The 23724-nt window shown below is 71.0% G+C and carries 20 protein-coding genes; 6 read left to right on the plus strand and 14 right to left on the minus strand.

Going from position 1 to position 23724, the window contains the following annotated elements:
• Positions 1–57 precede the first annotated feature (57 nt).
• Genes P5P86_RS16245 through P5P86_RS16260 form a run of 4 tightly spaced genes read right to left on the minus strand, consistent with a single transcriptional unit; the run spans position 58 to position 3141 of the window.
• On the minus strand, positions 58–1107 hold the full coding sequence (locus P5P86_RS16245) for an SIS domain-containing protein (RefSeq protein ID WP_280608492.1): 1050 nt from the start codon (positions 1105–1107) through the stop codon (positions 58–60).
• Between the two features lie 25 nt (positions 1108–1132).
• Positions 1133–1342, minus strand: a complete 210-nt coding sequence (locus P5P86_RS16250; RefSeq protein WP_280608493.1) for a Trm112 family protein — start codon at positions 1340–1342, stop codon at positions 1133–1135.
• Positions 1342–2736, minus strand: a complete 1395-nt coding sequence (locus P5P86_RS16255) for a phosphomannomutase/phosphoglucomutase (protein WP_280608494.1) — start codon at positions 2734–2736, stop codon at positions 1342–1344. The genes P5P86_RS16250 and P5P86_RS16255 overlap by 1 nt, the downstream gene beginning before the upstream one ends.
• Positions 2737–2778: 42 nt before the next feature.
• Entirely contained in the window at positions 2779–3141 is a 363-nt protein-coding gene (locus P5P86_RS16260) for a DUF3499 domain-containing protein (protein ID WP_280608495.1), read from the minus strand.
• A gap of 49 nt (positions 3142–3190) precedes the next feature.
• Here P5P86_RS16260 and P5P86_RS16265 point away from each other — a divergent pair, with 49 nt between their 5' ends.
• Positions 3191–3607, plus strand: a complete 417-nt coding sequence (locus P5P86_RS16265; protein ID WP_280608496.1) for a metallopeptidase family protein — start codon at positions 3191–3193, stop codon at positions 3605–3607.
• Between the two features lie 109 nt (positions 3608–3716).
• Positions 3717–4892, plus strand: a complete 1176-nt coding sequence (locus tag P5P86_RS16270; RefSeq protein WP_280608497.1) for a diguanylate cyclase domain-containing protein — start codon at positions 3717–3719, stop codon at positions 4890–4892.
• On the opposite strand, the gene P5P86_RS16275 is transcribed toward P5P86_RS16270, so the two are convergent.
• The 3 genes from P5P86_RS16275 to P5P86_RS16285 all read right to left on the minus strand — a co-directional run bounded on the left by P5P86_RS16275 (position 4889) and on the right by P5P86_RS16285 (position 9543).
• A complete protein-coding gene (locus P5P86_RS16275; RefSeq protein WP_280608498.1) occupies positions 4889–6301 on the minus strand; it encodes a DUF5719 family protein in 1413 nt (470 codons plus the stop codon). The genes P5P86_RS16270 and P5P86_RS16275 overlap by 4 nt on opposite strands.
• Positions 6298–9180: a glycosyltransferase gene (locus P5P86_RS16280; protein ID WP_280608499.1), complete on the minus strand. Its 2883-nt coding sequence runs from the start codon at positions 9178–9180 to the stop codon at positions 6298–6300. The genes P5P86_RS16275 and P5P86_RS16280 overlap by 4 nt, the downstream gene beginning before the upstream one ends.
• A 108-nt stretch (positions 9181–9288) precedes the next feature.
• Complete coding sequence (locus tag P5P86_RS16285) at positions 9289–9543, minus strand: WhiB family transcriptional regulator (RefSeq protein WP_017934826.1); 255 nt, start codon at positions 9541–9543, stop codon at positions 9289–9291.
• 240 nt (positions 9544–9783) lie between these two features.
• Between P5P86_RS16285 and cofD the strand changes: the two genes are divergently transcribed.
• Genes cofD through P5P86_RS16300 form a run of 3 tightly spaced genes read left to right on the plus strand, consistent with a single transcriptional unit; the run spans position 9784 to position 12573 of the window.
• The gene (cofD, locus tag P5P86_RS16290) at positions 9784–10794 is read left to right on the plus strand and encodes a 2-phospho-L-lactate transferase (RefSeq protein WP_280608500.1); all 1011 of its coding nucleotides are present in this window, start codon (positions 9784–9786) and stop codon (positions 10792–10794) included.
• Entirely contained in the window at positions 10791–11777 is a 987-nt protein-coding gene (locus tag P5P86_RS16295; RefSeq protein WP_280608501.1) for a coenzyme F420-0:L-glutamate ligase, read from the plus strand. Before cofD ends, P5P86_RS16295 begins: the two co-directional genes overlap by 4 nt.
• Before the next feature lie 40 nt (positions 11778–11817).
• Positions 11818–12573, plus strand: coding sequence for a DUF3105 domain-containing protein (locus P5P86_RS16300; RefSeq protein ID WP_280608502.1), 756 nt, complete (start codon positions 11818–11820; stop codon positions 12571–12573).
• On the opposite strand, the gene dinB is transcribed toward P5P86_RS16300, so the two are convergent.
• Entirely contained in the window at positions 12540–13823 is a 1284-nt protein-coding gene (gene dinB / locus P5P86_RS16305; protein ID WP_280608503.1) for a DNA polymerase IV, read from the minus strand. The two genes, P5P86_RS16300 and dinB, sit on opposite strands and share 34 nt — an antisense overlap.
• A 63-nt stretch (positions 13824–13886) precedes the next feature.
• Entirely contained in the window at positions 13887–14999 is a 1113-nt protein-coding gene (locus tag P5P86_RS16310) for a mannose-1-phosphate guanylyltransferase (protein WP_280608504.1), read from the minus strand.
• Positions 15000–15048: 49 nt separating this feature from the next.
• Here P5P86_RS16310 and P5P86_RS16315 point away from each other — a divergent pair, with 49 nt between their 5' ends.
• Complete coding sequence (locus P5P86_RS16315; protein ID WP_280608505.1) at positions 15049–15798, plus strand: TIGR03089 family protein; 750 nt, start codon at positions 15049–15051, stop codon at positions 15796–15798.
• A 17-nt stretch (positions 15799–15815) separates the two neighbouring features.
• Here the strand turns inward: P5P86_RS16315 and P5P86_RS16320 are convergent, their stop codons facing one another.
• From P5P86_RS16320 to glf, 5 genes are all read right to left on the minus strand, one after another.
• On the minus strand, positions 15816–18581 hold the full coding sequence (locus tag P5P86_RS16320) for an FG-GAP-like repeat-containing protein (protein WP_280608506.1): 2766 nt from the start codon (positions 18579–18581) through the stop codon (positions 15816–15818).
• A gap of 247 nt (positions 18582–18828) precedes the next feature.
• The gene (locus P5P86_RS16325; protein ID WP_280608507.1) at positions 18829–19605 is read right to left on the minus strand and encodes an ABC transporter ATP-binding protein; all 777 of its coding nucleotides are present in this window, start codon (positions 19603–19605) and stop codon (positions 18829–18831) included.
• Positions 19605–20498 carry an ABC transporter permease gene (locus P5P86_RS16330; protein ID WP_280608508.1) on the minus strand — a complete coding sequence of 298 codons (894 nt, stop codon included), beginning with the start codon at positions 20496–20498 and terminating at the stop codon, positions 19605–19607. Before P5P86_RS16330 ends, P5P86_RS16325 begins: the two co-directional genes overlap by 1 nt.
• Positions 20491–22515, minus strand: coding sequence for a glycosyltransferase (locus P5P86_RS16335; RefSeq protein WP_280608509.1), 2025 nt, complete (start codon positions 22513–22515; stop codon positions 20491–20493). Before P5P86_RS16335 ends, P5P86_RS16330 begins: the two co-directional genes overlap by 8 nt.
• Entirely contained in the window at positions 22515–23720 is a 1206-nt protein-coding gene (gene glf, locus P5P86_RS16340; protein WP_280608510.1) for a UDP-galactopyranose mutase, read from the minus strand. Before glf ends, P5P86_RS16335 begins: the two co-directional genes overlap by 1 nt.
• Positions 23721–23724 lie beyond the last annotated feature (4 nt).

Raw genomic sequence — 23724 nt, forward strand, 5'->3', positions numbered from 1 at the left:
TTTGTGTCGCCGACGTCTCAGCCGTCGCCCCGGACGCCGCCGGTCCCCCGCGACCCCTCAGTCCTCGACCAGGCCCACGCGCAGGTACTCGGCGACGTAGCGGCCCTGCAGCAGCAGCGAGGCGTACCGGGCCATCTCGGCCTCGCCCTCGGAGGAGACGATCTCCACGCGTACGCCGCGGGCGTCGGCGACCTCCACCAGCCGGCGACGCTGTTCGACCAGCAGCGGCGCGTCGTCGCCGTCATCGAGCACGAGCAGGCCGGGACGGGCCTCGCCGGCGCCGCGCTGTCCCGAGCCGGCCGATGCGTCGAACGGGTCCGCGAAGACGTCACGCACCCGCGCCGCCTCGAGCACCGGCAGCAGGTGCTCGGCATCACCGGCGATCGCAGAGCGGCCCATCGCCCGCCGAAGCTCCTCGGCGACCCGGCGCGCCGCCCGGGCGGCCAGCGCCGAGCCGCCCCACACCACCGGGCTGGTATCGGCGAGCGCTATCGCCAGCGACTTGGCGGGGTTGACAGCGAGGTCGCGGTACGGCGAGCAGGCCACCGCCACCTCGTCGAGCGCGGCGGCGACCGCCTCCGCATCGGTCGCCGGCCCGAGCTGGACCTGGTCCAGGAACGTCAGCATCACCACCGCCAGGGCCAACGGGTCGGTGGTCTCGGCCGGAAGCAGCGTCGTGTCACGACCGCTCGCATGCTCGCCCACCAGCGACGCCGCGGGGCTGGCCACCACCACCTGGGCTCCCCGACGACCCGCCTCGGCGACCGCGCTCGCCGCGCCGGGATCGGCGCCCTGCGGGGCGAGGACCACCACCAGGTCCAGGGAGCCGACCCAGCCGGGCAGGCCCGGCGAGGGCCAGGCCACGAACGGCACCGGGCAGGTCGGTTCGAGCACGACCCGGAGCAGCCGGGAGTCCGGTCCGGCCGCGACCACGGCGCGCGGACGCCCAGCACCCTCGCGACGCGCCACCGCCTCGGCGACCGCATCCCGGGCGGCACCGAGCTCGCGGCGCACCCGCGAGCCCGACTCGGCCAGCGCGCGCAGGCGCAGGTCGGCGATGGCGAGCGCCTGCTCGTCATCGAGACGGGACTCGTCGAACCACGTCATCGCGGCTGCTCCCCTCTCGTCGAGCTCAGCTCCGGGCCTCGTCGACCAGCAGCACCGGGATGCCGTCACGCACCGGATAGACCAGGCCGCACTCACCCTGGCAGGCAAGCTCGCCGCTCCCGGCCTCACCGCCCGCGACCTCGCGCGGCTCCAGCGCGCCATGGCACTGCGGGCACACGATGATCTGCAACAGGGCGGGTTCCAGCCCCAGGGCCCCCGTGGTCGCGTCGGTCATCAGCTGTCCTTCCGGATGATCGCGAGCGCCTCGTCGCGGGCGCCCTCCATGGTCGCGAGGTCCTTGCCCTCGGCGTTGAGACGCAGCAGCGGCTCGGTGTTGGAAGCCCGCACGTTGAACGTCCACTCGGCATGGCTGACGGTCAGGCCGTCGAGCTCGTCGAGCTCGACGCCGTCGCGTCCGCCGTACGTCGCCTTGATCTCGGCGATCACCGCCGCCTGATCGGGCACCGTCGAGTTGATCTCGCCGCTCATCGGGTAGCGCGCGTAGCCGGCCATCAGCTCCGAGAGCGGTCGATCGCTCTGCGCGAGCACGCCGAGCACGTGCAGCGCTGCCAGCATGCCGGAGTCGGCGCGCCAGAAGTCGCGGAAGTAGAAGTGACCGCTGTGCTCACCGCCGAAGATCGCATCGGTCTGCGCCATCTGCGCCTTGATGTAGGAGTGGCCGACCCGCGTGCGGACGGGCACGCCGCCGCGCTCGGCGATGATCTCGGGCACGGCACGTGAGGTGATCAGGTTGTGGATGACGTGGGCGCCCGGGTGCTTGGCCAGCTCCCGCTCGGCGATCAGCGCGGTGATCGCGCTCGGATTCACCGCCTGACCGCGCTCGTCGACCAGGAAGCAGCGGTCCGCGTCACCGTCGAACGCGAGGCCGACGTCGGCGCCCTCAGCGACGACGCGCTCCTTGAGGTCGGCGAGCGTCGACTCGTCGAGCGGGTTCGCCTCGTGGTTGGGGAACGTGCCGTCGAGCTCGAAGTACAGCGGGACCAGGTCGACCTGGTCCGCGCCGAGGCGGCCGAACACCGCCGGGGCGGTGTGCCCGGCCATGCCGTTGCCGGCATCGGCCACCACCTTCAGGCGCCGGCCGCTGACCGGCGCCAGGGTGAGGAGGTGGGCGGCGTACGCCTCCAGGACGTTGCCCTGCTCGATGATCCCGGGCGCCCGGGCAGGATCGAGCGGTACGCCGGCGATCACCCGGTCCCGGATGTCCCCCAGGCCGGTCTCCAGGCCGATCGGTACGGCGTAGGCACGGCACATCTTGATGCCGTTGTAGCGCGCCGGGTTGTGGCTCGCGGTGAACATCGCGCCCGGCAGCCCGAGATGACCGGAGGCGAAGTACAGCTCGTCGGTCGAGGCCAGCCCGATGATGACCACGTCCACGCCGAGCTCCGAGGCGCCGCGCGCGAAGGCGGCGGCCATGCCGGGCGAGCTGGGCCGCATGTCGTGTCCCACCACGATCCGAGGTCCGCCGACCACCGTGGCGAACGCTCGACCGGTCGCTCGGGCCAGGTCCTCGTCGAGCTGGTCGGGCACCGTGCCCCGGACGTCGTAGGCCTTGAAGATCGCCAGGACGTTCGAGGGGTCGATCGTGGGCTCAGCCATCGGTTCAGCCATGGGGTTCACCCTAGCGTTGCCACCGTGCCCGCGGCGCAGGCCTCAGTCGGTGGTGAGGACGCGCAGGTGTCCGCGGCGACCGGTCTCACGCGCTCCGGACTCGGTGCTGGGCCGCGGGGTCGGGGCCGGAGCGGGGCGGCCCGCTTCGCGCACCGCGTTGGCCAGGGCGAGCAGGTCGTCGTCGGAGGGGCCCGGCGGCACGTGCTCGCGGGCGAGCCGGACGACCTCCCAGCCGCGCGGCGCCGACAGCCGCTCGGCGTGCTCCTCACACAGGTCGTAGGCGTGCGGCTCGGCGAACGTGGAGAGCGGACCCAGGACGGCCGTCTGGTCGGCGTACACGTAGGTCAGCGTGCACGTCGCGGGACGGGTGCAGGCGGTACGCGAGCAACGACGGGCCGGGGTCACGGCCACACGGTACAACCGGCGAGTACCCGCTCCGATTAGGCTCGCGGTCGTGAGCCGTACACGTGATCGCCGGGGTCGGGGGATGCGCGGACCCGGGGTGATGCCGCGCGTCCCCGGTCGTCCGGAGCTGCGCACCAGGCGCGAGCGCTTCGACGACCTGGTGCTGAGCATCGTCACCGAGATCGACGAGCGCTGGCAGGAGCGGTTGGGGCTGGTGGAGTACGCCGTCGAGGACACCCCGCAGATCCCCGACGACTGGACGAGCGAGACGGTCCCGCTCTCCTCCCTGATCCGGGGCAGCGGGACCACTCCCACCAGGCTGGTCGTCTTCAGGCGCCCGATCGAGCACCGGTGTGAGGTCCGCAGCGACCTGGAGGCGATGCTGCTGACGGTGATCGTCGAGCAGGTCGCCGAGCTGCTCGGCATCACCCCGGAGATGGTTGACCCGCGGTACGAGGAGGACTAGGCGCGTCGGGCCGGGGATCGGTGAAAGCCGCCCGGACCGTCGTACCTCCTCGGTACCCTCGCTCCCGCGGCCGTGCTCCCACCGGCCGGGCGACCCACGAGGAGGAGACGTGTCCCTGGGACCGATCGACGTCTTCCTCATCGCGGCGTTCTTCGCCGTGCTGTGCCTCGGCGCGCTGATGTCGCTGGCCCGCGCCGGTCTGCCGGGGATCCGCCTCGCCGTCGCCGCCAACGCACTGGCCTTCGTCTCGGTGAGCGTGCTGTGGGCCATGCTGCGGTGGCATTGGTCCATGACGCCGGCCCTGCTCGTCGGCAACGGCGTCATCGTCGCCGCGGTGCTCCTGCTCTACGTCGCGCTGTGCCGACTCAGCGACCGCCCGGTCCCGGTACGGCTCCTCGCCATCGGCACCCCCGTGGCGGTGCTCGGCTACCTCGCCGAGCTGCTGGTGTGGCCGTCGATGACCGCACGGATCGTCCTGGTCTCCGTGGCCCACGTCGTGCTGATGACCAGCCTGGTCCGGGTGGTCTGGCCGGCCGCTCCGAGCGACCGGCTGGGCTACGGCCGCTGGTTCAGCATCGTCGCGCTGCTGTTCGAGATCGCCCTCCAGAGCACCCGCGCGCTCGTCTACGCGACCGGCCTGCGAGAAGTGCGCGACCTGGGCGATCCCGACCCGTGGAACACCGCCTTCCTGGCCCTCAACGGCCTCGGCCTGGCCGCGCTGATCCTCGGCGTCGTCCTCGTCGGCAACGACCGCCTCGTCGCGGAGCGTGCCCGCGAGGCGGACACCGACTTCCTCACCGGGGTGCTCACCCCGCGAGGGTGGCACCGCCGCCTGTCGGCCCTGCGTTCGACCGGCGGGGGCGACCTGGGGATCCTGCTGCTCGACCTGGACCACTTCAAGGACGTCAACGATCGGCACGGCCACGCGGCGGGTGACGCCGTGCTGCGGCACTTCGTCGACATCCTGCGCAGCGTCGCCGGGAGCGGTGGCGTCATCGGCCGTCTCGGCGGGGAGGAGTTCGCGGTGACGATCCCGGGCTCGGTGCCCGGCCGCGTGCAGCAGGTCGGGCAGAGCACCCTGTGCCTGCTGCACCACCAGCCGCTCGCCTACGAGGAGGCCTCGATCTCGCTCTCCTTCAGCGGCGGCCTCGCCCACTGGCGCATGGACGAGCCGCTCGAGGCGGCACTGCGCCGCGCCGACACGGCGATGTACGAGGCCAAGGCCACCGGACGCGCCCTGATCGTGGTCGCCGACGTCGATGCGGCGGCGGATCAGGACCGCTAGCGCGGCAGGCCGGGCTTCACGAACGGCACCCGACTGGTCAGCTGGAGCTGGGTGAGCGGCACCACCGCCGCGTCGCCACCGTGCGGGTGAGCCACAACCGAGCCACGGAACGCCGTCCGCTCCGGTGTGACGTCGACCCGGACGGCGCCCGCCGGCAGCGAGACCTTCAGCGCCTGGCGCGGACTGATGGCGACCCGATCGGAGCTCAGCTGCTTGCCGGCGGCGTTGCGTGTCACCACGGTGAGCGCTCCGACGCGGTTCGCCGCGCCGACGATGAGGTCCTTGGTCCCGGACGGGACGATAGCGGTGCTCGCCGCTCGGGTCCGTTGCGAGCGGGCGATCAGCGACACGTCGCCGTTGACGACCGAACGCAGCGACGCTGTGACAGCGCCGGTCGCGACGAGCTGGATGCCCAGCGCGCCATCCGCGTCGGCGGAACCGAGCAGCTTGCTGAGGTCGACCCGTGCCACCGACTGCGGGTCGAGGTCGAGGGTCGGAGCGTTCTCCGGGGTGAAGACGGAGTTCGCCGAGACCAGCCGCACGCTCGCGGTGACCTCACGGTCCGAGGGGTTCGCGACGGTCAGCTGCCGGGTCCCGCCACCGGTGAAGAGTCCGAGCAGCAGGGCGCGTCGCGAGGGTCGGCTCTGCGCGGGCAGCCAGTCCTCGTCGGTGGCGTTGCCGACGAGGTGGGTGGCGGCGTCACGGACCGCCACGGCGACCTGGCCCCGCTCGACGACGGCGTGCAGGGCCAGGACGCTCTGCGTCGGGGTCACCGCGCCGAGGTCGATCTCCTGACTGGCGTTGCCGGGCACCGCGATGCCGCGCAGCGCCGGCACCTCGAGCGGGCCGGTGTCGCCGAGCAGTGTGAGATCGGCGATCGCGGGTCCCGGGTTGGGGTTGACCAACACCACGTGGGAGTCGTGCGTCGGCCCGGCCCCGAGCCCGGTGAACCACTGATCGGACCGCGGCCGCACGCACGACGCCGCCGCGACGGGCTTGGTGGAGGAGCGGGTGGCGACCAGGCCGGGGGCGGTGGCTCCACTGGCGCTGATCACGATCGGGGCCTTGCCGGCGCTCACCACGCCGACGCCGTCGGCCGGGACGGTGGCGCTGCTGCTCCCACCCTGACCGGTGCCCTGCTCGGTGACGGTGACCTCGCCCGAGCCTGTCGAGCCGACGCCCACCTGATCACCGGCGCCGAGCGATCCCGGGCACACCACGGTGGCGCGGGTCAGCGCGGGGGTGGTCGGCGGATGGAAGTAGCCGGTCCCGAAGCCGGGGTTGGTCAGGAAGAGCGCCAGCGCCACCAGCAGCGGCAGCACGATCGCCAGGGCGAAGGTGAGGTCGACCGGTCGACGGCTCGCACGGGTCGCACGGGTTGCACGGGTGGCACGGGTGGCACGTCTCATCGGCGGCGCCTCCGCTCGAGGGTGGGCAGGCACAGCACCAGGACCAGCACGATGCCGACGCCCTGGATCACCAGCAGCGCGATCCGGAGCCACGAGCGGTGGTCGTCGAAGTCGCCGCGCGGGGCGACATCGAGCTGCCAGGCGCGCGTGGCCCGGTTGGCGGCGCTCGCCTGGGTGACGGCGCCACTGGCGTCGATGGCGGCGGCGACCGAGCTGTCGACCCGGGGCGGCAGCACGACGTACTGGATGCCGACATCCGCCAGCCCCTGCACCACCTGGTCGGTGGGATGGGAGACCAGCTGCTGGACCAGACCGGTGAAGGCCCGGTCCTCGGGGGTCAGCGTGATGATCTCGTCGTCGCCGACGGTGGTCCCGTCACCGCGCACCACTGAGTAACGCAGTCCGCCGGCGGTGCTGCCGCGGATCACCAGCACCCCGTTGTGCGGATCCTGCTCGGCGTTCTCGATCATGTACGTCGGCACGCCGTCGTGCCAGTCACGGGTCAGGGACTCGTTGCCGTCCACGATGAACCAGCCCAGTCCGGCGAGAGGTACGGCAGCCGCCACCACCGCCACCACCCAGGCCGTCGAGCGCCGCCAGCCCGCCAGCCCACCGACCAGGAAGCCCTGGGCGCCGAGGACGGTGGCCACGATGGCGGCTCCCTGCAGGCAGATCATCGGGAACAGCAGCCCGGCCGGGGTGGTGCCGTGCGCCAGATGGAGGGAGAGGAAGCCGAGGAACATCGCGACCAGGGCGGTGGCGGCGATCCCGAACCAGCAGACCAGGACAGGGATCCTGGTGCGCATCGGGATCAGCGCCAGGATCGCCGCGACCGGGACGAGGAGCCCCAGCCACCACGGCGCCCCGAGGTCCGCCAGGCGCGCGACCAGGAGGTGACCGCCGCCGAGCTGCGGGCTGGGCAGCCGGCCGGCGTCGAGCACCAGGCCGGCGCCCGCACCGTGGATCAGGGCCGGGAGCCACCAGGGCAGCAGCAGGACCGGCGCCGTGCCGAGTGCCGCGACCGGCGGTCCCCACACGGAGCGTTGGCGCATCGCGCTCGGCACGATGCGCGACGCCGTGACCATCACGATGAGGGCGAGCACGAGCGCTACCAGCCAGGCCGACGGGGTGAAGCAGCTGATCAGCGTCAGCAGCAGTCCCGTGCGCCACGCCGCGCGCCAGCGTCGATCGGCGTCCGGCTCGGCGAAGCCGAGGGCGGCGTGCGCCAGCCAGGGCAGCAGCGCCGCGGGCACCACTGCAGCGAGCCGGCCGTCCCCCCACGCGCCGCTGACGATCGGGACCAACGCATAGGTCGTGGCCCCCCACAGGATGAGCCAGCGCGGGGCGCCGCGGTGGCTGATCAGCCGGCCCACCACCCGCAGCAGGCGCCAGGCGCCCCACAGCGCCAGCGGGAAGGACGCGATCAGCACGACGCTGATGGTCAGGGCGGCGTTGCCCCCGAGGATGGTGCCGAGCACTGCCAGCACCAGCAGGTACGGCGGTGCCGGCACGGCGGTGCCGATCCCGAGCGGGTGCCAGGACTGGTACTGCAGGTGCCACCACGCGCTGACCCCGCTGGGCGCGGGCGAGAGGCCACCGCCGGCGACGGCGTGCCAGGCGGGCCGCGAGCCGATCAGACCGAGCACGACCACGGCGGTCAGCGCGAGTGCGACCGGATTGGTGAGGAACCGGACGATCCAGCCGTTCTCGATCGGGATCTCGTCGTCCTCGGAAGCTGCCGCCTCGCGAGCCGCGGCGTCGCGGGCGGCGAGCTCGCGGGCGGCGAAGGAGGCGGGGTCGGCCTCGGCCGCCGCCACCCGGCGGCGCTCGGCCACGTCGGAGGCCTGGTTGGTCAGCGCGCTCACCACGTCGCCGACGAAGTCCAGCCCGTGCCGGTAGGGCAGCCAGGGCGGCGCGAGCAGCTCACGCACCTGGGCCGGCGGGACGCTGGCGCGTTCGCGCCGCCTGCGTCGGGCAGCTCGCACGGCTCCCGGTCGTCGGTACACCGACACCAGAGCGGCGAGCTCGTCGAGAGCGGCGCCCACCTCGCGCACCACCAGGAAGCCGATCATGCGCAGCACCGTGCCGACGGCCAGCCTCAGCAACTGGAAGGGCAGCACACCGGGGCGGCAGTTGGCGAGCAGCGTGTAGAGGGCGGCTCGGCGCTCCTCGTAGTGGGTGTGCTTGCCGGTCAGGGGGGTGCGCCGCACGCCGCGATGGGCGGCCTCGGCGTGGAAGACGATGGCCTGCGGCACGATCACCGTGGGGTGACCGGCCGAGGCCGCCCGCCAGCCGAAGTCGATGTCGTTGCCGAAGATCGGCAGCTGCGGATCGAAGCCGTCGAGCTCGAGCAGCGCCGTGCGCCGGACGAGCATGCCGGCGGTGTTGACCGCCAGGACGGTGCGGACCTGGTCGTGCTGACCCTGGTCGTACTCGCCGCGTTCGAGTCCCGTCTCGCGTCGGCCCGTGCCGGAGATGGTGACGCCGAGCTCGAGCAGGCGGCGCAGCGAGGGCCACTCGCGCAGCTTGGGTCCGAGCACGCTGGCCTCGGGGTGCGCCTGGGTGGCGGCGAGCAGCTGCTCGAGCGCGTCGGGGGCAGGGGTGGAGTCGTCGTGGAGCAGCCAGATCCACTCGGGCTGGTCCTCGCCGAGGCGGTCCAGGCCGAGGGCGACGGCCTGGGGGAAGCTGGTCGCGCCGGGGACGCGCAGCGCCGTCCCGAAGGCCTGCTCGAGCAGCTCGGAGGATCCGTCCTTGCTGCCGGTGTCGACCGCCACCACCCGGTCGGGCGCGACGGTCTGGGCTTGAATGCCCTCGATGACGGTGGGCAGCCAACGGGCTCCGTCATGGCTGACGACGAGCAGGGCTACCGATGGACGCACGATCCGCAACCCTAACGGCCTTCACCGAGCGGTCGAAATGCAGCAGACCCCGGCGAGGGCCGGGGTCCTGCTACCTGTGACACGGTGCCGAACCGGCTGGGGGCCGGCTCAGACCGCTCGCTTCTTGAGCTTGCGGCGCTCCCTCTCGGAGAGCCCGCCCCAGATGCCGAAGCGCTCATCGTTCATCAGCGCCGACTCCAGACAATCGTCTCGCACCTCGCAGGTCTGGCAGACCTTCTTGGCCTCCCGCGTCGACCCACCCTTCTCGGGGAAGAACGCCTCCGGGTCAGTCTGAGCGCAGAGCGCACGCTCCTGCCAGCCCCCGTCGTCGGCGTTCGACTCGAGGAGAAAAAGCTCCCTCATCGACCTCAGCCCTTCCCGACTCTCAGCAGTGACTTTCGTTACTCGACGCGCCACCGAGGCGGTGCGTCCCTACATCCTTGCTCACCCTTCGGCGTGTCGGCTGGACGCTTGAGCAATTTACGTCCGGCGGAATGACACAAGTGAAATTACATGCCTGTCGCAACCGGAAGTCAAGCCCGACCTCTGCTATAGCACCACCCGTCACACCCGTCACATCGGGCCGTCTGAGAGGCTGTGATCATGCGTCACATCACCGTCCTCTCCGGCGGCCACGGCGGGGCCAAGTTCATCGACGGCCTGCTGCACGGCATCGCTGCCGGCACCCTGCCCGGCGTCGACCCCGACGCCACCGTCACCGTGGTCGCCAATACCGCCGACGACCTGTGGATCCATGGGCTCAAGGTGTGCCCCGATCTCGACACCGTCATGTACACCCTCGGCGACGGTCTAGACCACGAGCGAGGCTGGGGGCGCACCGAGGAGACCTGGAGCGTCAAGGAGGACCTGGAGGCCTACGGGGCGCCGAACACGTGGTTCGGCCTGGGCGATCGCGACATCGCCACCCACCTGGTGCGCACCCAGATGCTGGAGGCGGGATTCACGCTCTCCCAGGTGACGGATGCGCTGTGCGAGCGCTGGCTCCGGCCCCGGTACGGCGCGGGCGTGCGGCTGCTGCCGATGACCGACGACCGCGTCGAGACGCACGTCGCGATCGCCGACCCCGACTCCCCCTCCGGGCGACGGGTGGTGCACTTCCAGGAGTACTGGGTGCGGCTGCACGCCGCCGTGCCCGCCGAGCAGCTCGTCTTCGTCGGCCTCGACGAGGCGACGCCGGGACCGGGCGTGCTGGAAGCGATCACCGGGGCGGACCTGGTCGTCGTACCGCCCTCGAACCCGGTGGTCTCGGTCGGCACCATCCTCGGCGTTCCCGGGCTGCGCGAGGTGCTGCGCGCGACCTCGGCACCCGTGGTCGGCCTCTCCCCCATCATCGGCGGCAACCACGTGCGCGGGATGGCCGAGCAGATGCTCACGGCCGTGGGCGCCGAGGTGAGCGCGGCCGGCGTCGGCCTGCACTACGGTGCCCGTGCGGCCGGCGGCGTGATCGACGGGTGGCTCGTCGACTCCGTCGACGCTGCGGACGTGCCCCGGCTCGAGCAGGCCGGGCTGCGCGCTGCCGCCGCGCCGCTGTGGATGCACTCCTCGGAGCAGACCGCCGCCATGGCGGCCGCCGCGATCGCACTGGTCGGATGAGCACCGGACCCGTGCTGAGCGCGTGGGCGCCGGACGGCGTCGGCGAGGTGGTGGCCGGTGACGACCTCGCCACGCTGCTGCTCCCCCTGGTCGACCTCAGCGACGGCGACATCGTCGTCGTGACCAGCAAGGTGGTGGCCAAGGCCGAGGGTCGGGTGCGCACCTCGACCCGGGAGGCCGAGCTGCCCGGCGAGACCCGCCGCGTCGTCGCCCGCCGCGGTGCCACCATGATCGTGCGCAACCGGCTGGGGCTGACGATGGCGGCGGCCGGGATCGACGCCTCGAACGTCGCACCCGGCCAGGTCGTCCTGCTGCCGCTCGACCCCGACGGGTCGGCCCGGAGGTTGCGCGCCACCATCGCCGAGCGGGGCGGCGTCAACGTCGGCGTCGTCGTCACCGACACGGCCGGACGAGCCTGGCGCGAGGGTCAGACCGACATCGCGATCGGTGCCGCAGGCGTGATCGTCGCCGAGGACTTCACCGGCCGGGTGGACGAGTACGGCAACGCGCTCGTCGTGACCGCACCGGCGGTGGCCGACGAGATCGCCGGCCTGGCCGAGCTGGCGACCGGCAAGCTCGGGGCTCGGCCGTTCGCCATCGTCCGCGGTCGCCCCGACCTGGTGCTCGCCGCCGGCGAGGACGGTCCTGGCGCGAGCGCGCTGATCCGGGCCGAGGGCAGCGACTTCTTCGGGTACGGCGCCCGCGAGGCGGTGCTGCGCGCGCTGACCGGCGATGCCGCCGACCGCACGCCGTTCGGTGCTCCGGCCTCCGCCGAGGAGCTGGCCGCGGCGATCGCGCAGGCGACCGGGCTGGTCGCCGTACCGGACCGGCAGGGGCTCGCCGTGACCGGGGCGGAGCCGGGCCGACGGACGGCACTGGACGCGCTCGCCTTCGCCTTCGGCTGGGCCGTCGCGCCACCGGGACCGGATCCTTCGGTGACCGAGAACGACGGTGTTGCACATCTGCGCCCGGTGACTCCGTAGACTCTGCGCGACCTGACCGACTCGAACCCCTGAGGTACCCGTGGCCAAGCCGTCCAAGTCCGACCGTCGCGCGGTCGTCGACTCGATCCGCAAGAAGCAGCGTGGCGCCGACCGTGCCCGCGGCCTCGCCATCGTCGGGGTCTGCGCCTTCGTGGCGCTGCTGATCGTGGGCCTGGCGGCCTACCAGCCGGTCAAGGACTGGTGGGACACCCGGAAGTTCAACTCGATCGCGCTGGCGAGCATCGGTCAGTCCGCGTCGGTGTGCCAGAAGATCACCACCGTCAAGGCCGACGGCAACCAGCAGCATGTGCCCACGGGTCAGTCGGTCACCTACACCACCGCGCCGCCCGCCTTCGGTCCGCACTGGAACGAGCTCGGCGTCGCGCCGGTGGCGATGAGCCGCAAGTTCTACAGCCGCGACGACCGGCCGGCCCTCGAGGCGCTGGTGCACAACCTCGAGCACGGCTACACCCTGCTCTGGTACGACGACACCGTCTCGGCCGCGGAGATCAACCAGATCCGCGCGATCGGCGCGAAGTTCCCCGGCGACACCAACTTCCGCTACAAGTTCATCGCCGTGCCGTGGCTGCCCGCCGACGCGAAGTCGATCGGGAAGAACTTCCCCAAGGGCACCCACATCGCCTTCACGCACTGGTCCGCCGGCGGGAACGGCCAGACCGACACCACCAAGCAGGTCGGCGCCTTCCAATACTGCTCGGGCGTCTCCGGCGCGGCCCTGAAGACGTTCATGACCAAGTACCCCTACACGGACAGCCCCGAGCCCGGCGTCATGTGACCCTCCCCCGAGGAGCGGAACGGCCCGGGATCGGGCAGCTGCGGCATCTCGATGCCGTCGTCGGAGCCGAGCAGTACGGCGCGGGTGATCGCACCCGCGCCGTACTTGTCCTTCACCTGATCCAGGGCGCCGTCCAGGATGCTCGAGCGCCCCACCGCACCCTGCATCCCGGGCCAGTCCAGGGGCAGCTCGAGCTGCTCGGTCCCCGCGTCGGACAGCCCGGAGATGCTCACCCCGATCAGCGTGCAGCCGCGCTCCTCGATCAGCGGCCACGCGGACCGCAGCAGCGTGCGTGCGGTGGCGACCCAGACCTCCGTCGCACCTGTTGCCGCGCCCGCGCTCCCGATAGTCGCCGAGCGCGTCGCCCGCGTGAAGTCGTCGAACCGCAGCCGCAGTATCAGCGTGCGGCCGATGCGCTCCCCGCCGCGCAGCCGGCGCGCGACCCGGTCGATCAGGGCGACCACGTGGGCGTCGAGCTCGGCCGCGGTGCAGCGCCGCCGACCCAGGGCGCGCTGGGCCCCGACCGAGCCACGTCGACGGCCGACCTCCACCGGTCGCGGATCCCGCAGGTGGGCCAGCGCCCACAGGTGCCGGCCCGACGCCTTGCCGACCAGTCCCTGCAGCACCTCCTCCTCACGCCGAGCCAGGTCGCCGACGGTGCGGATGCCGTCGGCGCGCAGCTTGGCGGCTGTCACCTTCCCGACACCCCACAGCCGCTCGACGGGCAGCGGATGCAGGAACTGCGACTCGCGATCCGGCGCGACGAGCAGCAGGCCGTCGGGCTTGCTCACGGCGCTGGCCACCTTCGCCAGGTACTTCGTCCGGGCCACGCCGACCGAGATCGGCAGTCCGACCTCGGTGCGCACGCGCCGCCGCAGCGTCGCGGCGATCTCCACCGGTTCCCCCACCAGGCGGCGCAGGCCGCCGACATCGAGGAACGCCTCGTCGATCGAGAGACCCTCCACCAACGGCGTGGTGTCGCGGAAGATCTCGAACACCGCCCTGCTGGCCTCGACGTACGCCGAGAAGCGCGGGCGCACCGTGATCAACCCGGGGCAGAGCCGTCGTGCCTCCGAGCCGGCCATCGGCGTGCTGACGCCGTACGCCTTGGCCTCGTAGCTGGCCGCGAGGACCACGCCGCCCCCGACCGCCACCGGCCGACCGCGCAGCGACGGGTCGTCGCGCTGCTCCACGGAGGCGTAGAACGAGTCCAGGTCGGCGTGCAGGATCACCCGACCATAATCGAACATGTGTTCGATCCCTGTCCAGCCCCTGAGGCCCTCTGCGCCGCCTCTGCGGCGAGGGGCGGCGGATCAGGTCAGCGTGTCGAGGTGCTCGGCCTTCAGACTGGCCACGATTTGCTTGACCTGCTGCGCCCGCGCCCTGGTGGTGACCAGGACGGCATCGGGGGTGTCCACCACCACCACGTCCTCGAGGCCGACCACCGCGATGGTCCGCCCGCTGGTGGGCACGACCAGGCCGGAGGCGTCGATCGAGTGCACCAGTGCGCTGTCGCCCAGCACCGTCGGCCCTTCGGAGTCGACCGTCATGGCGGCGTCCAGGAGGGTCGCCAGCGAGTCGAAGTCACCGACGTCGTCCCAGCCGAACTCGGCCGGCACCGCGGCGACCCTGCCCGCGGAGGCGGCGGGCTCGGCGACGGCGTGGTCGACGGCGATCTTCGGCAGCCGGGCCCAGAGCTCGTCGAACCGGTCGACCTGGCCCTTGTGGTGCAGCGCGGCGATCTCGCGCAGGGTGGCGGCGAACTCCGGGTCCCAGCTCGCCAGCAGGTCGAGCAGCACGGTGGGACGGACCACGAACATGCCGGCGTTCCAGCGGTAGCCGCCGTCGGCCAGGTAGGACAGCGCGACGGCCTCGGACGGCTTCTCCACGAACGAGTCGACCAGCCGGGCGGCGGGATGCCCGGGAAGCTCCTCGACACCGTGCACGTAGCCGTAGGCGGTGCTGGCGAAGGTCGGGGTGATCCCCAGCGTGACCAGCCAGCCGTCCCGGGCGACAGCGACCGCCGTACGGACCGCCTCGGTGAACTTCTTGGCCCGGGTGATGACGTGGTCGGCCGCGAAGGAGCCCATCACCGCGTCCGGGTCGCGCAGCTCCAGGACGGCTGCGGCGAGTCCGATCGCCGCCATCGAGTCACGCGGCGACGGCTCCGCCAGCACGCAGCCATCGAGCTGCGGCAGCTGCTCGAGCACCGCCTCCTGGTGCGCCTCCCCCGTGACGACGAGGAAGCGGTCCTGGGCCAGCACCTGCAACCGGTCGTAGGTCTCCTGCAGCAGCGACCGCCCGCTGCCGGTGAGGTCGCGCAGGAACTTCGGCGCCGCCTGCCGGGAGAGCGGCCACAGCCGGGTCCCCGCGCCGCCGGCGGGGATGACCGCCCAGAAGTTGTCGATAGAGAGCCGTCCAGCCATAGGGGGCAGCCTAACCAGTGCCACGCCGCCGGCAGGGCAGGATGGTGCAGTGACGACGTTCTCCGACGTGCTGGCGCGCCAGCTGCGCTCCAACCCCGGCCGACCGCTGGTGACCTTCTACGACGAGGCGAGCGGGGAGCGGGTCGAGCTCTCCGTAGCCACCTACGCCAACTGGGTGGCCAAGGCCTCCGGACTCCTGGTCGACGAGCACGGCCTCGAGCGCGGCCAGCGCCTGCTCATCGACCTGCCCCCGCACTGGCTCTCCCTGGTCTTCCTCGGCGCCGCCTGGAACGCCGGCCTGGTCGTCACCGACGGTGAGGACGCGGACGCGGTGGTCTGCGGACCGGGCTCGCTGGCCATCTGGGCGCCCACGGCGAGCACCCGGCCGACCCTGGCGTGCGCCCTGCTCCCGCTGGGCGTGCGGTTCGCCGAGGAGCTCCCGCCCGACGTGCACGACGTCGGGATCGAGGTGTGGGGCCAGCCGGACGGTTGGGCACCCTGGGACCCACCGATGCCGGAGGACGCCGCCACGGACTGGGCCGGCGAGGTGACCAGCCAGGCGCAGCTGTGGGCGGCCGCCGCCGGAGCTTCCCTCTCCAGCGGCGACCGCCTCGTGTCGGAGACGGACCCGGCTTCCCCACCGGGAACCGCCTCCTTCTGCGAGCCGCTCGCGAACGGCGGCTCGCTGGTCCTGGTCGTCCACGCCGACCCCGACCGGCTCGAGGCGATCGCTGTCGCCGAGCGGGTCACGGTCCGCGAGCGGGATCGACGCATCCCGGACGTGGAGACCCAGGCCTGAACCTCTCCTTGCCGTCCCTACCCGGCCAGGTCGTAGCGGCTGAAGCCGGTGCCGAGCAGCTGCGGAGCGCCCAGCGTGCCGGTCGCGGTCGGGGAGATCTGGTACAGCGCACCGGCGCTGTTGCGCAGGATCAGCGCCGATCGCCCGGTGCCCTGGACGTTGCCCACGCCAATGACCCAGCTGTAGCCGGTCAGGCTGCCGCCGACGGTGATCGGGTTCGTGAGACCACCGGGTCCGTTGCCCGGGTAGAGCAACGTCTTCTTGCCCTTGACGAAGAGCGCGTCGGGAGCGCCGTCGCCGTTCCAGCGGCCGACGGCGACCTGCTCCTTGGCCGAGATCGCGCTGTGCGACACGTACGACGTCGCCAGACCGCCGGCGCCCTTGCCCGGCCAGATCCGCATCGCACCGTTCACCTGACCCTGCAGGTCGGGCCATCCGTCGCCGGTAATGTCTCCCGCCGCGCTGAGCAGCGTCACCGCGCCGAAGCCGCCCGCGAGCACGGTCGGCTTGGCGAACCGGCCCTGCCCGTTGCCGAGGTAGAGGTAGAGATTGCCGTCGGTGTTGCGGGTGATCAGGTCGGAGTGGCCGTCGCGGTTCCAGTCGCCTGCGTTGAGCAGCTGGGTGGCGTTGGGCAGCTTCAGGCCGGTGTCGATCGGCGTACCCAGACGACCCGACGAGCTGGCGCGAGGTGCGCCGAACGCGCCGGTGCCGGTCCCCGGCAGCGTCACGATCGTGCCGTTGGTGTGCCGCGCCAGCAGGTCGGGATGGCCGTCTCCGGTGATGTCCCCCGGTCCGGCCAGGCCTGTGACGTCGCTGAGGTCGACGGTCGGCTGCGCCTTGCGGACGAACGTGCCGTTGCCGCGGCCGAGGTAGACGCTCAACCGGCCGCGGTTCTTGCCGGCCTTCATGATCTTGGCGACCAGGTCGTTGTGACCGTCGCCGTTGAGGTCACCGACAGCTGTGACCATGGCCCGGCCCACGAACTTCTTGGCGTCCTTGGTGACCGCTGTGCCGTAGTGACCCGCGCCGTCACCCGGGCGCACCTTCGCGACGCCCTTCTTCGACACCGTGACCAGATCCACCCGGCGGTCACCGGTCAGGTCCCCGGAGGTCACCGACTGCTTCGCCCCGACGGCCGCCACCGCCACGCTCCGGGACGCCCCAGGGGTCGTCGGTACGACGTAGACCTCCTTGCTGGTCGCGTCGCGGACCACGATGTCGGGGTCGGAGTTGCCCAGGAAGCTCGACTCGAGAGTGCGGCCGGACCAGCCTTTCTGCAACGAGGCCGCGATCGTGCGGATCTGGGGGATCTGGGCGTACAGGTACTTGCCCGGGCAGGCTGTCGCCTTGGTGTCGCGGTGACCCATGATCGAGGACGCGAACGTCTTCGGGCCGATCGTCACGTTCGTGGCGGCGGCCGAGACGCCGTGCAGCGACAGCTTCCAGGCGAACAGCGCCCCCTCGGCCTGCAGCAACGCGGTGGTCGGCTTGCCGGTCTCGAAGTTGCCGATCGCCGAGACCCCGAAACCGTAGTCGTTGTAGTTCTCGGTGTGCGCGCCGACGACGGGGCGGTCCACGCCGCCGTACCGGCCCTCCCAGATCCGGCCGAACTTGTCGATCAGGAAGTTGTAGCCGATGTCGCGCCAGCCCCGGCTGCGCACGTGGTAGGCGTAGATGCTGCGGATGATCCCGGGCACCTCGGCAGCGGTGTAGTCGTTGGCGTTGACGGTGTGATGCACGAAGCCGCCGTGGACCTCGGCGTAGCTGGGCGCGGTCTGCTCCCGGATCTTCTCGTCGGCCCCCCACTGGGCGCGGCTGTAGATCTGCGGCTTGGGCGTGTACGCCGCGGCCGCCAGGACGGCCTCGCTCTGCGCTGAGGCGGTCAGGGAGGCGTCGGTAGCGTCTGTGGCGTCGGTGACGGCCCCGCCTGCTGCGGCAGGCGCGACGGCGGGGGCGGCAGGGGCGGCGGGGGCGGCGGCGGGGGCGGCAGGGGCGGCGGCAGCAGCCGGAGCGCTCGCAGCCGTGGTCGTGGACGAGCCGGACCCCTCATCCAACTTCGAGGTGTCGAGGGCCGGCCGCTCCGCGGCGGTCGGCGTCGCGCCGGGCGCGATCACGGCCAGCTTGAGGTCCGGCGGCGCATCCACGCCGATGACCCGCATCCGCACCTGGACCTGGTCCACGTGGCCGACCAGGGCTTCCATGGTCCCGGGCCGCGAGCGCCTGCCCTCGCTGCTGCTGGGATCGGGCCCGTCGACGTCGTAGTCGACCTTCTTCCAGCCGCTCCAGGTGCCGTTCTTCTCGGTGCGCAGTCGCACGCGGACCTGGCTGGGCTTGAGGTCGTCGCCGTGCTCCCAGGTGACGCCGACGGTACCGAAGCCGGTGACGCGCTGGGGTGTGCTGGTGATGGTCGTGCGCCTGGCCGTGGTCGCGACGCGCGCGTTGCGCGCCGCTGCGGCCGCCTCCGAGTTGACGGCCCGGCGACCGGCGACGGCCGCCGACGGCACTGTCAGCTGGATCTCCTTGACCGACGCCTCGGCCGGGGCGGTGGCGACCGTCGAGGGGGTCAGCGCGGCCTTGGTGTAGGCCGCCAGCGCTCCGCTCGGGGTCGGCGCGATCGCCGGGGCGACGCTACCGCTGCCGCCGGTGGAGGCGGTTTCCGACGGTGTCTCACGAACGACGTCGAGGGTGACGACGCTCGCGGCGGGGACGAGGGCGGCGACGACGACACCGAGCACCAGCAGCTGCTGGCAGCTGGCGACGTAGCGGATCTTTCCGAGGTGCATTCCGTTGCTCCAGGTGTGCGGGGAAGTTCACACGAGGGCTCAACTTTCACACCCGTCACAGCGCCATGGGAAGGGTTCGCGAGTAACTACAAGACTGTAATTTCTACTCGACACGCCGACGATCTCGAGATTAAAGTAAAATTACATCGGTGTCATTCGCCGCGGATGCATGCCGAAGGCCAAATGACGACTGCCCGCTCCCCCATCGGGAAGCGGGCAGTCGGCGACGCTGACGGCCGCTGAAGACTCAGACGTCGGCGCCGAGCTCGGCGTCGGAGATGCCGAGCTCCTCCTCGCCGTCGTCCTCGTAGTGCAGGTAGCGGATGCCCTCCATGGCGTCACCGTCGAAGACCAGCCGGCCCCGCTCCAGGGCGATCACGCGGTCACACATCTTCTGCACCGACGCGGCCGCGTGGCTCACGTAGACGATGGTCCGTCCGCTCTCGCGGATCTCCATCATCTTGTTCATGCACTTGCGCTTGAACGGCTTGTCGCCGACGGCCAGGATCTCGTCGGCCAGGAAGATGTCGCAATCGACGTGCACGGCGATCGAGAACCCCAGTCGCGAGCTCATCCCGGAGGAGTAGGTCCCAACGGGCTGGTCGATGAACTGGCCGATGTCGGCGAAGTCGATGATCTCGTCGAGGACCGACTTGGTCTCCTTCTCGTTGAGACCGTAGATCGCGGCGTTGAGGTAGATGTTCTCCAGGCCGGAGAGCTGGTTCTGGAAGCCCGCGCCGGTCGCGATGAGGCCGGCGATGCGTCCTCGGGTGACCAGCGTGCCCTTGTTGGGTCGCATCACACCGCTGATCACCTTCAGCAGGGTGCTCTTCCCCGAGCCGTTGAGACCCATCAGTCCCACCGACTCGCCCTGCTGGATGGTGAACGAGACGTCGTCGACGGCGTTGAACCGGTCGACCGTCTTCTGCCCACGCATCTTGGCGACGCTCATCTGCTTGAAGGTCTTGTGTCGCCGCAGCACGAAGTCCTTGGTCACGTGCTGCGCGACGATCGCCTCGGCCATCAGATCTGCTCCGGGATTCGTGCCTCGAACTTGCTGAAGAACCATTGCGCGATCAGCAGCAGCACCAGGGACGCGCCGAGTGCGATCAGCCCCTGCTGGTAGAGGTGCGGGGGGAACTGGGTCTTGATGGTGTGCTCCGGTCGATCCGTCGACAGCGCCCAGAAGGCCCGCTGGAAGAGCAGGCACGCGACGGCGATCGGGTTGCCGAGCACGAGCCACTTCAAGCTGCCCGCGTGCTGGGCCAGCTGGTCGTAGCCGTAGATCATCGTGCAGCCGAACCGGACGAAGTTCATCAGGATGCCGACCAGGGAGCCGAAGTCGCGCCAGAACACGTTGGCCACGCTGAAGATCAGCGAGAGCGCCGTGCCGAGGATCATCATGATCGCCATGGCGAGGACCCCGCCCACGAGCGTGCCCATGTCCGGGTGCCAGCCGGTGAGGAAGCAGACGATGAGCAGGATCGCCATCTGTGGCAGCACGTGCCACAACGAGACCAGCATCGCTGCCACCGGGAACATCTCCTTGGGCAGCGGCATCTTCTGCACCAACGACTTGTTCCGCACGATCGAGCGGGTGCCGGCCCCGAAGGTCTCGGTGAAGAAGTGCACGATCACCAGACCGCTGAAGACGTGCACCGGATAGTTCGAGATGGTGGCGTGCGCCCCCATCACGACGCCCATGACGTACCAGTAGATGAAGAACTGGGTCAACGGGTTGATGTAGGACCACAAGAAGCCCAGGAACGACTGCTCGTAGCGGGCGGCGATCTCGCGCTGCACCAGCAACCGCAACAGATAGCGTCGCTGGAACACCGAGAGCAGGCCCAGGCTCGCCGACGGCGAGGACAGCGGCTCCAGCGCCTGCCGCTCGGCCACGAGGGTGGCCTCACTCATCACCTGTCTCCTTCCACGGCTTGAACGTCTCCTCCCACGCCTCGGGCGAGGTGATCTCGCCCAGCGCCGAACGATAGCGCTCGGCTAGCTGCGGCCACTCCCGCAGGAAGCGGGCGTGCAGTTCCACCGAGCGCTTGAGCAACTCACGGTACTGCTGCGGGTCGCGTCGGTAGAGCGCTGCAGCGGTCCCGTCGTTCATCGACACGATCGCCGAGTCGAAGGACGCCAGCCGGTACCACTTCGCGTCCAGCGCCGGCACCGCCACCTCCGGGTTCGTGCGGGACAGGTCGCGCGGCCGGCGCAGCTGCCGCAGCGGCGCCAGGCCGGCCGTGATGAGCTGCGCCTTGCGCGAGGGCACCTCGGTGAGGTCCTTCTTCGACGGCTTCTCCACCCGGACCGGAGGCAGGTCGTCGGTGTCGGCGACGAGGCGCGCGTCGCTGAACTCGCGCCGTACCGCATTGATCTCGCCCAGCCGCGTCGGCAGCATGGCGTGCAGCGCCTCGGGACCCCGCAGGATGTCCTCCATCGCCTCGATCCGGAGCTGGGCGGTGGAGTACTGCATCGCCACCAGGTGCGCGATCTGGTTGTTCAGGCTCTCCCGGAGCAGCCGGCCGCCGCGCGGGTAGCTCGAGTGCAGCAGCGCCGCGACCAGCCGGTTGCGCAGGTGGAAGTAGGCCTGCCAGTCCAGCGCGTCGTTCTTGTCGGTCCACGGCACGTGCCAGACCGCGGCGCCCGGGAGGGTGACGGTCGGGAAGCCGTGGGCGCGAGCGCGCAGCCCGTACTCGGCGTCGTCCCACTTGATGAACAGCGGCAGGCTCAACCCGATCCGCTCGATCACCACCCGCGGGATCAGGCAGGAGTACCAGCCGTTGAAGTCGACGTCGACCCGCTTGTGCAGCCAGCGCGCCGAACGGATGTTGCGGGTGGCGAAGTCCCACTGGTTGTAGCTGTCCTCCGGCGACTTCCACCAGAACCGCCACGGCTGGACGATCTCGCCGAAGCTGTGCAGGCGCGAGCGGGAGTAGAGGCTGAACATGTGGCCGCCGACGATGGTCGGCTGCTTGGCCAAATCGCCGAAGGTGACCTGGCGGATGATGCCCTCCGGCTCACAGACGACGTCGTCGTCCATCATCAGCGCGTACGTCGCGGTGCCCTTGCGGACCGACTCGAGCTGACCCCGGGCGTAGCCCCCCGAGCCGCCGAGGTTGCCCTGCACGACGATGCGGAGCTTGTCACCCAGCGCCTTCTCGGCGGCCGGGAACTCCTCGCTGTCGGTCACCCGTCGGGTGCCCTGCTCCATCACGAAGACGGTGTCGAGGAACTCGGCCACGTCCGGCTCGCCGAACTGCTGCAGCAGCTTGGCGCAGAACTCGGGGCGGTTCATCGTCGTGATGGCGACGTCGACCGTGCCGTGGTCGGCCCGGTCCGCGGGCACCTCGGCGTGCCACTCGGCGCTGACCGTGACGGCGTTCTCGGCGGCCACCACGTCGTACCAGTACCAGCCACCGTCGATGAACGGCGTCAGGCTCAACTCGAAGGTAAGCGTGTTGATGCCGTCGTCCTCGGTGACCGCGGAGTCGACGCGCTGGCTGTTGCCGTTGGCAAGCGACTTGTTGACGATCACCGTCGCGCCGGCACCCTCGACGCTCACCGTCAGGGTGACGTGGTCGACGATCGTCCAGCGCCGCCAGTAGGAGGCCGGGAACGCGTTGAAGTAAGCGGCGAAGCTCAGCCGCTGGCCGGCATCGAGCCGGAGACGGGTGCGGTCGAGGATCTGGTCGGCCCGCACCTGCTCGGCCTCACCGGTCCCCTGCCGGATCCTGGTGTTGTTGAGCTCCTTGGCCGCCCGGGTGCCGCCGACGACGTACTTGTCCTCGTCGAGATCGGGCGTGCTCGGGTCCACGTAGAGCGGCAGGACCTCGAAGTCGCGATCCAGCGGCAGGATCTGGCGCTGCAGCAGCCGGCGGGTGGTGCCCGTCACCGCTTCCGAGGCTCCTGCGGTTGTCACTGCGGTCATCAGGCGTCCACACCCCCGGACTTGAGCTCCGCACCCTGGGCGAAGTGCGGCTTGAGCTTGTTCTCGTACATCGACAGGGCCGAGGCGATCGCCATGTGCATGTCCAGGTACTTGTAGGTGCCGAGGCGGCCGCCGAAGAGCACCATCGGCTCGGCCATCGCCCGATCACGGTACTTGAGCAGCTTCGCGCGGTCGTCGGCGGTGTTGATCGGGTAGTACGGCTCGTCGCCCTCCTCGGCGAAGCGGCTGTACTCGCGCACCACGATCGTACGGTTCGGCTTGTACGAGGCGGCTCGCTCGGGATGCAGGTGCTTGAACTCCAGCTCCCGCGTCCACGGCACGTCCGGGTCGTTCGCGTTGACCACGCCCGTGCCCTGGTAGTCGTCGACGTCCAGGGTCTCGGACTCCAGGTCGACGGTGCGCCACGAGAGCCGGCCCTCGGCGTTGCCGAAGTACTCGTCGACCGGGCCGGTGTAGACGATCGGCACGCTGCCCTTGAACTGCTCGGCCAGGCCCGTGGAGGGATCGAGGAAGTCGGTCTCGAGCCGGACCTCGATGTTCGGGTGATCGGCCATCCGGGTCAGCCAGGCGGTGTACCCGTCGGTCGGCAGGCCCTCGTACTTGTCGTTGAAGTAGCGGTTGTCGAAGGTGTAGCGGACCGGGAGTCGGGTGATGATCTCCGCGCTCAGCTCCTTCGGGTCCGTCTGCCACTGCTTGGCCGTGTAGCCCTTGATGAAGGCCTCGTAGAGCGGACGGCCGATCAGGGAGATGGCCTTCTCCTCCAGGTTGGTGGCGTCGGCGGTCCTGATCTCGCTGGCCTGCTCGGCGATGAGGGCGCGGGCCTCGTCGGGCGTGTGGGCCTTGCCGAAGAACTGGTTGATCAGGGCGAGGTTCATCGGCAGCGAGTAGACCTGGCCCTGGTACTTGCCGAAGACGCGGTGCTGATAGTTGGTGAACGTGGTGAAGCGGTTGACGTACTCCCACACCTTCTCGTTGCTGGTGTGGAACAGGTGGGTGCCGTACTTGTGGACCTCGATGCCGGTCTCGGGGTCGAACTCGCTGTAGGCGTTGCCGCCCAGGTGCGAACGGCGCTCGATGACGAGCACCTTGAGGTCGAGCTCGGCCGCGCACCTCTCGGCGATGGTCAGGCCGAAGAAGCCTGACCCGACGATGACGAGATCCGGGGTTGCAACACTGTCTGGCACGGTC

The organism is Nocardioides sp. BP30 (genome assembly GCF_029873215.1).
In the GTDB taxonomy this organism is placed as follows: Bacteria; Actinomycetota; Actinomycetes; order Propionibacteriales; family Nocardioidaceae; genus Nocardioides.

Excerpts from the sequence above, each read along its gene's own strand:
- P5P86_RS16245 (WP_280608492.1), bottom strand. The coding sequence starts at position 1,107 with ATGACGTGGTTCGACGAGTCCCGTCTCGATGACGAGCAGGCGCTCGCC.
- P5P86_RS16250 (WP_280608493.1), bottom strand. The coding sequence starts at position 1,342 with ATGACCGACGCGACCACGGGGGCCCTGGGGCTGGAACCCGCCCTGTTG.
- P5P86_RS16255 (WP_280608494.1), bottom strand. The coding sequence starts at position 2,736 with ATGGCTGAACCGATGGCTGAGCCCACGATCGACCCCTCGAACGTCCTG.
- P5P86_RS16275 (WP_280608498.1), bottom strand. The coding sequence starts at position 6,301 with ATGAGACGTGCCACCCGTGCCACCCGTGCAACCCGTGCGACCCGTGCG.
- P5P86_RS16285 (WP_017934826.1), bottom strand. The coding sequence starts at position 9,543 with ATGAGGGAGCTTTTTCTCCTCGAGTCGAACGCCGACGACGGGGGCTGG.
- cofD (WP_280608500.1), top strand. The coding sequence starts at position 9,784 with ATGCGTCACATCACCGTCCTCTCCGGCGGCCACGGCGGGGCCAAGTTC.
- P5P86_RS16295 (WP_280608501.1), top strand. The coding sequence starts at position 10,791 with ATGAGCACCGGACCCGTGCTGAGCGCGTGGGCGCCGGACGGCGTCGGC.
- dinB (WP_280608503.1), bottom strand. The coding sequence starts at position 13,823 with ATGTTCGATTATGGTCGGGTGATCCTGCACGCCGACCTGGACTCGTTC.
- P5P86_RS16310 (WP_280608504.1), bottom strand. The coding sequence starts at position 14,999 with ATGGCTGGACGGCTCTCTATCGACAACTTCTGGGCGGTCATCCCCGCC.
- P5P86_RS16320 (WP_280608506.1), bottom strand. The coding sequence starts at position 18,581 with ATGCACCTCGGAAAGATCCGCTACGTCGCCAGCTGCCAGCAGCTGCTG.
- P5P86_RS16325 (WP_280608507.1), bottom strand. The coding sequence starts at position 19,605 with ATGGCCGAGGCGATCGTCGCGCAGCACGTGACCAAGGACTTCGTGCTG.
- P5P86_RS16330 (WP_280608508.1), bottom strand. The coding sequence starts at position 20,498 with ATGAGTGAGGCCACCCTCGTGGCCGAGCGGCAGGCGCTGGAGCCGCTG.
- P5P86_RS16335 (WP_280608509.1), bottom strand. The coding sequence starts at position 22,515 with ATGACCGCAGTGACAACCGCAGGAGCCTCGGAAGCGGTGACGGGCACC.